At 62.9% G+C, this 11689-nt stretch carries 11 protein-coding genes; 7 read left to right on the top strand and 4 right to left on the bottom strand.

What is annotated here, in order from left to right:
• Positions 1-133: 133 nt before the first annotated feature.
• On the top strand, positions 134-1879 hold the full coding sequence (locus tag RHEC894_RS13670) for an ATP-binding protein (protein ID WP_206427862.1): 1746 nt from the start codon (positions 134-136) through the stop codon (positions 1877-1879).
• Between the two features lie 10 nt (positions 1880-1889).
• Positions 1890-2291, top strand: a complete 402-nt coding sequence (locus RHEC894_RS13665; protein WP_085738976.1) for a response regulator — start codon at positions 1890-1892, stop codon at positions 2289-2291.
• 263 nt (positions 2292-2554) lie between these two features.
• On the opposite strand, the gene RHEC894_RS13660 is transcribed toward RHEC894_RS13665, so the two are convergent.
• A complete protein-coding gene (locus RHEC894_RS13660) occupies positions 2555-3976 on the bottom strand; it encodes a PLP-dependent aminotransferase family protein (protein ID WP_085737661.1) in 1422 nt (473 codons plus the stop codon).
• A 90-nt stretch (positions 3977-4066) separates the two neighbouring features.
• Between RHEC894_RS13660 and RHEC894_RS13655 the strand changes: the two genes are divergently transcribed.
• Positions 4067-4930 (top strand): DMT family transporter, encoded by an 864-nt coding sequence (locus RHEC894_RS13655; RefSeq protein WP_085737660.1) that lies wholly within the window; start codon positions 4067-4069, stop codon positions 4928-4930.
• 152 nt (positions 4931-5082) lie between these two features.
• On the top strand, positions 5083-5532 hold the full coding sequence (locus RHEC894_RS13650; protein WP_010068719.1) for a DUF4168 domain-containing protein: 450 nt from the start codon (positions 5083-5085) through the stop codon (positions 5530-5532).
• A 72-nt stretch (positions 5533-5604) separates the two neighbouring features.
• Here RHEC894_RS13650 and RHEC894_RS13645 read toward each other — a convergent pair whose 3' ends face one another.
• From RHEC894_RS13645 to RHEC894_RS13635, 3 genes are all read right to left on the bottom strand, one after another.
• Entirely contained in the window at positions 5605-5991 is a 387-nt protein-coding gene (locus tag RHEC894_RS13645) for a cupin domain-containing protein (RefSeq protein WP_085738975.1), read from the bottom strand.
• Between the two features lie 152 nt (positions 5992-6143).
• The gene (locus RHEC894_RS13640; RefSeq protein ID WP_010068721.1) at positions 6144-6410 is read right to left on the bottom strand and encodes a DUF2277 domain-containing protein; all 267 of its coding nucleotides are present in this window, start codon (positions 6408-6410) and stop codon (positions 6144-6146) included.
• Positions 6411-6886: 476 nt separating this feature from the next.
• A complete protein-coding gene (locus tag RHEC894_RS13635) occupies positions 6887-8098 on the bottom strand; it encodes an ROK family protein (protein ID WP_085737659.1) in 1212 nt (403 codons plus the stop codon).
• A 194-nt stretch (positions 8099-8292) separates the two neighbouring features.
• Between RHEC894_RS13635 and RHEC894_RS13630 the strand changes: the two genes are divergently transcribed.
• The 3 genes from RHEC894_RS13630 to RHEC894_RS13620 all read left to right on the top strand — a co-directional run bounded on the left by RHEC894_RS13630 (position 8293) and on the right by RHEC894_RS13620 (position 11656).
• Positions 8293-9567, top strand: a complete 1275-nt coding sequence (locus RHEC894_RS13630) for an ABC transporter substrate-binding protein (protein WP_085737658.1) — start codon at positions 8293-8295, stop codon at positions 9565-9567.
• Positions 9568-9920: 353 nt separating this feature from the next.
• On the top strand, positions 9921-10805 hold the full coding sequence (locus RHEC894_RS13625) for a sugar ABC transporter permease (RefSeq protein WP_085737657.1): 885 nt from the start codon (positions 9921-9923) through the stop codon (positions 10803-10805).
• Positions 10805-11656 (top strand): carbohydrate ABC transporter permease, encoded by an 852-nt coding sequence (locus tag RHEC894_RS13620; RefSeq protein WP_085737656.1) that lies wholly within the window; start codon positions 10805-10807, stop codon positions 11654-11656. Before RHEC894_RS13625 ends, RHEC894_RS13620 begins: the two co-directional genes overlap by 1 nt.
• Positions 11657-11689 lie beyond the last annotated feature (33 nt).

The raw sequence follows: 11689 nt of genomic DNA, 5'->3' as shown, positions 1-11689 counted from the left end.
TGCTGAGGTGCGCAGCCCATAGGGCGGAGCCTCGAAGCAGCCGCCGCAGTGCTGCTTCTTGCATTCCTCTCAGCCACCTCGGCGCGCGGGATACCGGATTGCTTACCAAGAGTAATTCACAATCCGTCAACTTTTGCGTGTCAATTTCTCAGTAGCGGGCGCCATCAAAAGGTCGCGGGTATTGAAGGTCAGGCTAACATCCCACATCACGTTCGTCCTGGTGACGCTTACCTGTGCGGCGGCTGTGCTGCTGTGCGGATTTGCGTGGCTCGCCGCGGTCAAGGTCGATGACCTCTCGCTGCGCCGGCAGGCGGATTTCGTCAGCCAGGGATTGGAAGCGCAGATCGCGGCACTCCCTCGCGAACAGGAAAGCATCGCCAAATGGGACGACGCCTTCCTTTATGCCAAGCAGCGGAACCATGACTGGCTGCTCGACAATGTCGGCCAGTGGACGAGCCGGTATTTCGGGCACGACAGGACCTATATCTTCGACGATACCAATCGCCTGATGTTTGCGTTCCGCGACGGCGCGGATGTCATGCCGCCGCGGCTCGGCAGCGACGACAGCCCTGACATGACCGCTCTTGCCGAGGAGATGCGTGGCGCTCTCGTCGAGCTGGCTGCAAAGCCCGGCAGCCGGCCGCTCGGTCAACTGGCCGAGGTTCGCACGCTCATGATCGGCAACAGGCCGGCGATCATCAGCGCGCGCCCCATTCTGCCGAGTTCGGCCAGGATGCAGATCGAGGCGGGACAGGAGTTCATCGCCGTCTCGGTCAAGTTCATCGACGGAAAAGTTGCCGAAAACATTGCGCATTATGCGCGGCTCGAAGGCTTGCATTTCACGCCTTCGAAAAGTGCGGACGAGCGGGTGCAGGTCGCTGTGCCGTCCCATGACGGCGGCACGATCGGCTATCTCGTCTGGCCGCCGATCCGGCCCGGGTTCATGCTGCTTCAGCAGATCGCGCCGGCAGGGCTCGGCTGTCTGGCGCTTTTGATCACCGTCGTGTTCTGGCTCGGGCGCGGTCTGCATCGCACGTCGCTGACCCTGCTCGACAGCCAAGCCGAGATCACCCACCACCGTAACCATCTGGAAGAAATGGTAGCCGATCGAACGGCCGAGATCGAAAGGCAGAGAGAGGAGCTGGACCGGCTGCTGGTGCACGAACGCCAGGTGAACGCGCTCCAGCGCCAGTTCGTCGCCATGGCCTCGCACGAGTTTCGCACGCCGCTCGCCATCATCGACGCTGCTGCCCAGCGGCTCTGCCGCTCGACCGCCAATATCAGTGGGGATTACGTTCGCGAAAAAGCCGGCGTGATCCGCAGCGCGGTCGTTCGCATGGTCGATCTGATGGAGAGCATCCTCGCGAGCGGTCGGCTCGAAACCGGGCAGATCACCCTGAAACGCAGCGAAGGCGATCTGAAAGCCTTGCTCGTCACGTGCTGCGAGCGGCTGCGCCAGCTCAGCCGCTCGCATGTCTTCCATCTCGATCTCGCGCCCATCCCCGATCAATTGATGTTCGACCGCAGCGCGATGGAACAGGTCTTCACCAACCTGATTTCGAACGCCGTCAAATATTCGCCCAAGGCGCCCGACATTCACGTGCGCGCCCGGGCCGATGAGACGACGGTGGAGATTGCGATCTCCGACAGCGGCATCGGCATGGATGCGGAGGATCTGCCGAAACTGTTCCAGCCCTATTATCGCGCCCGCAGCGCGACGGGTATTGCCGGGACCGGCATCGGCCTGAATGTCGTCAAGCAGGTCGTCGAGCTGCATGGCGGCACCGTCGAGGTGACGAGCGAGCTCGGCAGGGGCACAACATTTACCATTTTACTGCCAATAGAGCTTCTATTGGCGGATCAACATGTCGCAGCTTGAGGAAGAGCTTATGGTTACAGTCCTGTGCATTGAGGATGAAGTCGAGATCCGGAACCTCCTCGTCGAAGAATTGAACGAAGCCGGCTACAGGACGCTCGAGGCTTCGAACGGCGCCGAAGGGCTGGAAATGATCCTGTCGAAATGGCCCGACATCGTCATCAGCGATATTTCGATGCCTGTTATGGATGGGCATCAGCTTCTGGCGGAAATTCAGATCAATCATCCCGAGCTTTCCAACATCCCCTTCATCCTGCTGACGGCGCTGACCGACCGGGAAAACACGCTCGCCGGCCTGCGCGGCGGAGCGGCGGACTATCTGACCAAGCCGCTCGATTTCGATCTGCTGCTTGCCAAGCTCGAAGGCTGCGTGACGCGGCTGGAGAACGACAAGGCGGTCAATCGGTCGTTTTGAGGGTTGCTGTTGAATGGGATGATGATGAAGGGGCGTGCCGTGTGGCCCCCTCATCCGACCCTGCGGGCCACCTTCTCCCCGCTGGGGAGAAGAGGGGAGTACGTGGCACTCCTTTGTTTTTAAAGCTGCGCTCTCAGGAGGGCAAGACGCTGCCGCATACCCCTTCTCCCCAGCGGGGAGAATATGCGGCAGGCAGATGGGCGAGCGACGATAGGAGCGAATGCACGGAGCGCAGCGACGGGCAACGACGCGTCCCTTCGCTCTCACGTCCCCCGCCTCCCCAACACATCCCTCAACACCTCGAACACCCGCGCATCCAGCGTCTGCGACACATTGAACCGCATGAAATTCGTCGCCGATTGCGACAGGCTGAAGGCATTTCCGGGCGCCAGCACGATCCGCTTTTCCAGCGCGGCGCGGGCCACGTTGGCCGCATCGATGCCATCGGGCAGGCGGCACCAGAGGAACATGCCGGCCTGCGGTTCCAGCCAGGGCGTTATATCAAGGCCCTTCAGCCTGGCCGAGACCTCGCCCATTGCCCGGGAGAGCCGGTGCCTCAGCGTCTCCATATGTTTGCGGTAGCTTCCGTCGCTCAAGACGTTCAGCACCAACTCCGCCGTCAGCCGGCCGCTGCCGAAGGAGGTGGCGATCTTGAGGTCGGTCAGGCCGTCGATCCATCCGGGCCTGGCGGCGACGAAGCCGCAGCGGGCGGAAGCCGAGAGCGTCTTCGAAAAGCTGCCGATATGGATGACCCGTTCCAGCCCGTCGAAGGCGGCAAGGCGGGGCGCCGGCGTATATTCGAAATCGGCGAATATATCGTCCTCGATGATGGTGAGGTCGAATTGCTCGGCGAGTTTCAGAAGCCGGTGGGCGGTCACCGGGGACAGCGTTGCGCCGGTGGGATTGTGGATGGCCGAGTTGGTGATGTAGAGCCGCGGCCGCTCCTCGGCGACGACCTGGGCAAACAGCTCGATATCGGGGCCGGAGGGCGTGTAGGGGACGCCGACGATCTTTGCCCGGTGGGCACGCAGCAGGGCGTGGAAATTGAAATAGCAGGGGTCGTCGACCAGCACGGTGTCGCCGGGTTCCAGCAGAAAACGGCAGAGCAGATCGATCGCCTGCGTGCCGGAATCGGCCAGCATGATCTGATCCGGGGAGGCTTCGATGCCGCGTTCGCCCATACGCCGTGAAATCAGCTGGCGCAGCTGCGGCAGGCCGAGCGGCGAGCCGTAATCGGCAAGGGCGGCCCCGTCGGCGCGGGCAAGCGTTCTCAGCCCGCGGCGCATGCCTTCCGCGGGCAGCCAGGAGGGCGGCAGCCAGCCGCAGCCGGGCTTCAGGTCGGTTTCATCCGCCTCCAGCGATTGCCGCGATATCCAGAAGGGATCCACGGCGCGATCGAGCTTGGGCCCGGCCTCGGCAAGCGCAAAGGGGGCTGCCTGGTTGGCGACGTAGAATCCCGAACCCGGCCTTGCCAGGATCGCGCCTTCGGCGACGAGGCGCTCATAGGCGTCGACAACGGTCGATGTCGACAACTTCAGCGCCGCCGCCAGCCCCCGCACCGAAGGCAGCTTGGCGCCCGGCGTCAGGCTGCGCCCGGCGATGCGCTGCCGGATCGTCGCGACGACCATGTCGATGCGGGTGCGCCCCGCCGTGCTCTCATCCATCCGTACCGCTTCCTGCACCATAACAGTTTTGCGAAACCGTATCAGATTGTCTCTGTCATAACCAGCCATATCGGCCGATAAGGGGGCAGCAAGATAGGAGTGCAGCGCATCATGGACCGCATGGCATCGGGATGGATCAATGGTTTTATCGGCGTGCTGATCTTCAGCGGATCGCTGCCGGCGACGCGCGTGGCGGTGATGCAGTTCGATCCGGTCTTCCTGACCGTCGCGCGTGCGGCGATCGCCGGCATTCTGGCGCTTGGCCTGCTGATCGCCTTCCGCGAAAAGCGGCCGAGCCGGCGCGATCTCGTCTCCCTCGCCGTCGTCGCGCTCGGCGTCGTCGTCGGCTTCCCGTTGCTGACGGCGCTGGCGCTGCAGCATGTCACGTCGGCCCATTCCATCGTCTTCATCGGTCTGCTGCCGCTCTCGACGGCGATCTTCGGGGTGATCCGCGGCGGAGAACGGCCGAAGCCGGCATTCTGGCTGTTCTCCGTTCTCGGCAGCGCGCTGGTGGCGGGCTTTGCCTTGACACAGAGCTTGACGGCCTCGCCGGTCGGCGATCTATTGATGCTGGCGGCGATCGTCGCCTGCGGCCTCGGTTATGCCGAAGGCGGCAGGCTGTCGCGCACGCTCGGCGGCTGGCAGGTGATTTCCTGGGCGCTGGTGCTGTCGCTGCCGGTGATGGTCGCGGTCGCTTTCGTCCATCGGCCGGCGAGTTTTGCCGGCATCGAAACGCCGGCGCTCATCGGTCTTGGCTATGTCTCGCTGTTTTCGATGCTGATCGGCTTCATCTTCTGGTATCGTGGCCTGTCGCAAGGCGGCATCGCCGCGGTCGGCCAGCTGCAGCTGTTGCAGCCGTTTTTCGGCCTGGCGCTCGCCGCAACTCTGCTGCACGAACCGGTCACGTGGATCATGCTCGCCGTGACGGTTGCCGTTATTCTCTGCGTGGCCGGGGCGCGCAGGTTTGCGCGGTAGCGGTTGAGTCCGGGTCACAAAGCCGCCGCTCAATAGTCAGAAAATGGCCCCGTTACCGCCGCACCGAGCCCTTTTCCGGCTTCATCGTCGCGACCTCGCCAGCCTCTTTGAGCGCTGAGCGATCGACCGAAATCACCGGAAAAGGAATGAAAATGATCACTCGTTACACATCCCTCGCAACGATGACCGCCGCGGTGTTCAGCCTGCTTGCATTCAGCCCGGCATCCGCGACCGAGCTTGCCCAGGCGCAACAGCAGCCGCCGGGACAGGGACAGGCGCCGATGCAGGGGCAGAGTGGGGGCACCGGGGCGGCCGCCCCGGTCAGCGATCAGAAGCTGGAAGCCTTTGCCGTTGCCTATCAGCAGGTCGACAAGGTCCGGCAGCAATATTCGGCCAAGATCGACGCGACCAAGGACCAGGCTGCCAAGCAGAAGCTGCAGGAAGAAGCCAAGCAGCAGATGGTCGACACCGTCCAGGCCTCCAACGACATCTCGGTCGAGGAATATTCCTCGATCCTGACGGCCGCGCAGAGCGACCCGGCGCTCGCCAAGAAGGTTCTGGAAAAGATCGGCACCCCGCCGCCGGCGCAGCCGCAGCAATAGGCTGAAACTGGAGCCAAGGGGCGGGTCCACGCGGCGCGTGCTGCCCGCGCCCGCCCCAATCCCGGCATGGCTTCACTTGGCGGGCACGACCAGCGTCTCGCCCTTGCGGACGATGTAGGTCGCCAGCTCCGAAGCCTTGCCGCTGCCGACATTCCTGGCCGAATGCACCACGCCGGAGGGAATGAACAGCGACTGGCCGGCCTTCAGCGTCACCGGCTCCTGGCCGTCGAGCTGGTACTCCAGCGTGCCGTCGAGAACGAAGGCGATCTCTTCGCCCGGATGCGCGTGCTTGGGCGCAAGAACGCCCGGGGCGAAATCGACCCGCACCTGAACGGCCTCGTGGCCGCGTACATCGATATCGCTTCTGACGAGGTCGGTGCGCTGCAGCGGCTGTTCCGCATGCGCCGTCGCCGCAGCGCCGAGAGAAAGGGCGAGCACTATCGCCTGGATCATTTTCATCGTGTCATCCTTCGTGAATTGACCATTGCGGCGCATCGGCCGCATCGCCATTTCAGTCGATGATTGAACCAGGCATGTGTCTGGAAACCCGTATTTTTGTAAGCGAGTGTATCGGCAGGCGGCTGAGCTTTCCCGTAAGAACGGGGCTCCTCTTACGCGAACCGCATCGCAGATTTCGCACGCGCCTTCGCCGCGACTTCCTCGCGATCGCGAGGCGGTTGAGATGTTTCCAGGGAAGCGAGCAGTTCGCGGGCGCAGGCAGCGATCGAACTGACCGCCTGTTCGAACGCGGCCTCGTTGCGCTTCGACGGCTTGGTCGTTCCGCTGAGCTTGCGCACAAACTGCAGCGCGGCATCGTGAATTTCCTCGTCCGTCGCCGGCGGATCGAAATTGAACAGAGGTTTTATGTTTCGGCACATGGCTTGCTCGCGTGATGTTCTTTTTGCCACCGGGAAGGGTGGCCTCGCATGAAAGGTAGTCGCGTGAGCGCGAATTGCAACGAGGCGTGGGAGATGGCGTGCCGCTTTGGGCGTGTTCAGGGATCCACGTGCGGAAGCCGCTTAAGAGTCGCCACTTGCGATGGAGTGGGAGGAAGCTCCGGGCCTCCACATCGAAACTCTCCGTCGATGACGAGATGTTGCGAGTGAGGACATTTCGACCAAACTGCTGGATAGGGAAAGGCACAGCCGCCAATCAAGGGCGTGATCACCCCGATCACGCACCCTGCCGCGACAGAACGTACAATCCCCAAAAAACTTCCCACCTAGCGATCCCTTCACGGTACTCTTAAGCTCACCAAGCGATAGCTACCATTCCGGTCCACAGATGATCCAGTTGGAAGATTATGGGAAGGTGCGCCAGCAAGACCTGTCGGGGGGACGCCGCTGCCTTCTCCTCAAGCCGCCGACGTCGAACCTCTCGCACCCAATGTCGCAATATCCGTCACCCCGCCGGAGGACTCGAAGTCGAAGATCTTCTGCGTCACCAGCGCTGCCGCCCCTCGGGCCCAGGAATTGTCCTCCCAGTCGGGCAAAAGCGGCGGGGCGGTGCGAAAGGTGCGGGCGGCGAGCGCTTCGCGCAGCGGCGTCAGGAAGTGATCGCCGAGCGAGACGGCTTCGCCGCCGGCGACGATGACTTCGGGGTCGGTGATGTTGACGAGGTTGGCGAGGGCGGTGCCGATGCCGCGGCCGGAAGCGGCGACGAGGGCGGTGGCGGTCGCGTCGCCTGAGGCAAGCGCCTCGCAGAGTTCGGGCAGGCCGAGTTCCTCGCCGCGGCCGGTGGCTTCACGCCAGCGGCGCAGCATCGACAGTTCCGAGTGATAGGCCATCAGGCAGCCGCGCTTGCCGCATTCGCAGAGCCTGCCGCCTTCCTCGAACAGCGTGTGGCCGAACTTGCCGGCTGCACCATTGGCGCCGCGATAGAGCTTGCCGTCGATCACAAGCGCGCAGCTGATGCCGACGCCGACAGCGAGCACGGCCATGTTGCGGTGCTGGCGGCCGAGGCCGAAGAGCTGCTGGGCGATGGCATAGGCGTTGGTGTCGTCTTCCAGCCAGACCGGCACATGGACGCGGGCAGCCACCAGCGCGGCGAGGGGAACGTTGTCCCACTGGAAGCGGTGGCTGCGCACGCAGGCCGTCTGTTCGTGATTGATGACGCCGGGCATGGAGATGCCGATGCCGGCGAGCCTGGCATCCGGCCGGCCGGCGAGTTTCACCAGTTCGGGCACGGTGCCGGCGAGCAGGTCGGCAACATAATCCGGGTCGTGACCACCGAGGCTGACCCGCATGGCGGCGACAGGGTTGGTGGCAAGGTCGGTTGCCACGCACTCCACCGAATCCACCATCAGCTTGAAGCCGATGGCGAGCGCGTGCTCGTAATTGATCTCGACCGGGATCGGCCGGCGGCCGGCGAGGCCGGGCACGGACTGCCCTTCGATGACGATGCCTTCCTCCAGCAGGTCTGAAATAACGAAGGTGACGGCGGCCGGGCTGAGGCCGATGACGGTGGCGATGTCGGCACGGCTCCTCGGCCCCTCGCGCCTGAGGAGGTTGAGGATGAGGCGTCGGTTCATGGCTCTCGCCGTGGTCTGGTCGCCTTTTAACTTCACGGTACATTCCTTAATTTTGTAAATTAATTATTGCGGGCTGCGTAGATCTATGCATAAGTCCGGCCGCGGATCAACTCAGCCAGGCGGATTATCGCCGGAATTGGGGAGTGATCGCCGCGTTGAAAACCTGGTCGATCGTTTCATGGAGGAGGCGGCGGTCGGGGGATGTCGATCGATCAACTGGGAGAAATTCAATGGCATTTTTGAAGCAATTTCCGTCGACCACCCGCAGGCGCTTCCTGAAGGGCGCGGGCCTGGTTTCCGCAGCCGCCGTGACCGGCAGCTTTCCGATCCCGGCGATCGCGCAGGCGCAGGAGGTCACGATGATCTCCGATGAAAACAACGGTGCCGCGCTCGACGCGCTGAGGGCGATTGCCGCGGGCTTCAGCAAGGAAGCCGGCGTCAAAGTCGTCATCAACAATATGGATCACGAGGCCCACAAGACGGCGATCCGCAATTATCTCGTCGCCGGCGCTCCCGATGTCTGCTCCTGGTTTTCGGGCAACCGCATGCGCGCCTTCGTCAAGCGCGGCCTGTTCGACGATATTTCCGATCTGGTCGAGAAGGAAAAATACAAGGACGTGCTGGGCGCGACCATCGGCGCCGTCACCGAAGACGGCAAGCAGTACGGTCTGCCCACCGGCGGCACGCTCTGGGGCATGTTCTACCGCAAGGAGGTGTTCGAGCAATATGGCCTGACCGTGCCGAAGACGGCCGAGGAATTCATGGCCTATGGGGACAAGTGCAAGGCGGCCGGCATCACTCCGGTTGCGATGGGCACCAAGGAATTGTGGCCGGCGGCCGGCTGGTTCGACCAGATGAACCTGCGCATCAATGGCCTCGACAAGCATATGGCGCTGATGAACGGCGAGATGAGCTATCTCGATCCGTCGCTGACGCCCGTCTTCGATCAGTGGGAAGCGATGATTTCAAAGGGCTTCTTCACGCCGAACCACACCTCCTTTGGCTGGCAGGAGGCCGCAGCCCTTCTGGCGCAGAAGAAGGCCGGCATGATGAACCTCGGCGCCTTCCTTCGCTCGGCCTTCACCGAGGCTGATCTGCCGCAGCTTGCCTACGCCACTTTCCCGGTGCTCGACGCCAAGGTCGGCCATTTCGAGGAGTTCTCGGTCAATTCGATCCACATTCCCGCCAAGGCCAAGAACAAGCAGGGCGCACGCGAATTCCTCGCCTATTTCTACAAGCCGGAAAACCTGGCCACCTATCTGGAGCCGGGCGGCAACGTGCCGCCGCGCAACGACCTGCCGCCGAGCAAGGACCCGCTCGTCAATATCGCGGTCGAGACGATGAAGACGGTGCAGGGCACCTCGCAATATTACGACCGCGACAGCGATCCGGACATGGCCCAGGCCGGCCTCGTCGGCTTCCAGGAATTCATGGCCAAGCCCGACCGGCGTAAGGCCATCCTGACGCGGCTCGAGGGGACGCGGAAGCGGATTTATAAGATCTGAGCTTGCCGCCGCAGCCCTGTCTGTTGGCAAGCGGTCCTCTACTCGACGTCATCCTCGGCCTTGTGCCGAGGATCTGCTGCCCTATCGGTTCGGGGTTAGATGCTCGGGACAAGCCCGAGCATGACGAAGGAGGGGTGGCGGGCTTTGCCAGCAAGCCGAGGGCGTCGCTTTACTCCCGGCGACGCCCGCCCCCCAATCGACGTCATCCTCGGCCTTGTGCCGAGGATCTGCTGCCCTATCAAACGGGGGCAGATGCTCGGGACAAGCCCGAGCATGACGAAAGGAGAGGTTGGCGGGCTTCGATAGCGATCTGAGGGCAGAAAAGCTCATACGAATAACATGAGGCTCCTGACATGCTGACATTATGGCGCCGCCAACGGTGGTGGCTTACCCCGACTCTGCTCATCGCACCTGCGATCGCGCTGTTTTCCACCGTCATCCTGCTGTCGGCGGTGCGCAGCGTCTGGATCAGCCTGCACGAGTGGGACGGCTTCGGCCCGATGGTGTGGATCGGGCTCGGCAATTACGTCGAACTCTACAACGATCCGCAATTCTACGTGTCGCTGAAGAACAACCTCATCTGGCTTGTGATGTTCATGGCCGCGCCGCCGATCGGGCTCGCCATCGCGCTGCTGGTCAATCAGAAAATCGCGGGCATGCGCTTCCTGAAGTCGCTGTTCTTCATTCCGCTGGTGCTCGCCTCGGTCACGGTCGGGGTCGTCTTTACCTGGGTCTATACGCCGGAGTTCGGGCTGCTGGCGCTGATCTTCAAGGCCTTCGGGGCGGTAGCGCCGGCAGTGCTTTCCGACGAGCATTTCGTCACCTTCGCCATCGTCATCGCAGCCCTCTGGCCGCAGGTCACCTTCTGCATGGTGCTCTATCTCGCCGGCCTCAACAATTTGAGCGAAGAGCTGATCGGTGCGGGCCGCGTCGACGGGGCGCGCGGCTGGAACATGCTCTGGCACATCGTCCTGCCGCAGCTGACCCAGGTGACCTTCATCGCCATTGCCGTCACCGTCGTCGGGGCGCTCCGCTCCTTCGACATGGTGTCGGTGATGACATCGGGCGGCCCGTTCGGCTCGTCCTCGGTTCTCGCCTACCAGATGTTCGAGCAGTCGATCTTCTCCTATCGCTTCGGCTACGGCGCGGCGATCGCCTCGGTGCTGTTCGTGATCATGGCCGCCTTCATCGTCTGGTATCTCAGCCGCATCATTCGCACCGAAGAGAGGGGAGGCTGATGTATCCTCGTCCCATTCCAGAGACCGCCGTCTGGCAGCGCCGCATCTATGTGCTTGCCGTCGTCATCGTGCTGCTGCTGTGGCTCTGCCCGCTGTTTGCCATCGTTCTCACCTCCTTCCGCACGACCGAGGATGTCATGGGCGGCAACCTGTGGGGATGGCCGACCGGCATCGGCGTCATCGACAATTATACCGATGTCTTCACGCAGACGCCGATGGCCCGCTACTTCCTCAACAGTCTGATCATCACCATTCCCTCGGTGATCGGCGTGCTTGTTCTCTCGACACTCGCCGGCTACGTGCTGTCGCGCTACCGCTTTCGCGGCAACATGCTGATCTTCGCGCTTTTCGTCGGTGGCAATTTCCTGCCGCACCAGATCATGATGATCCCGGTGCGCGATCTGATGGTGCAGCTCGATCTGATCGATACCACCGCGGCGCTGATCATCTTCCACGTCGCCTTCCAGACCGGTTTTGCCACACTGTTCATGCGCAATTTCATCGCGGCATTGCCCGATGAATTGTTCCAGGCGGCGCGGGCAGAGGGCGCATCGCCCTTCCAGACGCTCATCCATGTGGCGATCCCGCTGGTGCGGCCGGCACTCGCAGCCCTTGCCATCCTGATCTTCACCTTCATCTGGAACGATTATTTCTGGGCGGTGGTGCTGACCGTCAGCGACAGCGTCAAGCCGGTCACGGCCGGCCTTGCCAATCTTCGCGGTGAATGGGTCTCGGCCTGGAACCTGATTTCCGCGGGCACCATCGTCGTCGCCGTGCCGCCCGTCGTGATGTTCTTCCTGATGCAGCGGCACTTCATCGCCGGCCTGACCATGGGGGCGGTGAAGGGATGAGCAATCGGCAGTTTTCAGTTTCAACAGAAGAGA

This window comes from Rhizobium sp. CIAT894, from assembly GCF_000172795.2.
Lineage (GTDB): Bacteria > Pseudomonadota > Alphaproteobacteria > Rhizobiales > Rhizobiaceae > Rhizobium.
The sequence above is the reverse complement of the archived record's forward strand: the minus strand, read 5'-3'. Positions and strand labels throughout refer to the sequence as shown.

Excerpts from the sequence above, each read along its gene's own strand:
- RHEC894_RS13665 (WP_085738976.1), top strand. The coding sequence starts at position 1,890 with ATGGTTACAGTCCTGTGCATTGAGGATGAAGTCGAGATCCGGAACCTC.
- RHEC894_RS13660 (WP_085737661.1), bottom strand. The coding sequence starts at position 3,976 with ATGGTGCAGGAAGCGGTACGGATGGATGAGAGCACGGCGGGGCGCACC.
- RHEC894_RS13655 (WP_085737660.1), top strand. The coding sequence starts at position 4,067 with ATGGACCGCATGGCATCGGGATGGATCAATGGTTTTATCGGCGTGCTG.
- RHEC894_RS13650 (WP_010068719.1), top strand. The coding sequence starts at position 5,083 with ATGATCACTCGTTACACATCCCTCGCAACGATGACCGCCGCGGTGTTC.
- RHEC894_RS13645 (WP_085738975.1), bottom strand. The coding sequence starts at position 5,991 with ATGAAAATGATCCAGGCGATAGTGCTCGCCCTTTCTCTCGGCGCTGCG.
- RHEC894_RS13640 (WP_010068721.1), bottom strand. The coding sequence starts at position 6,410 with ATGTGCCGAAACATAAAACCTCTGTTCAATTTCGATCCGCCGGCGACG.
- RHEC894_RS13630 (WP_085737658.1), top strand. The coding sequence starts at position 8,293 with ATGGCATTTTTGAAGCAATTTCCGTCGACCACCCGCAGGCGCTTCCTG.
- RHEC894_RS13625 (WP_085737657.1), top strand. The coding sequence starts at position 9,921 with ATGCTGACATTATGGCGCCGCCAACGGTGGTGGCTTACCCCGACTCTG.
- RHEC894_RS13620 (WP_085737656.1), top strand. The coding sequence starts at position 10,805 with ATGTATCCTCGTCCCATTCCAGAGACCGCCGTCTGGCAGCGCCGCATC.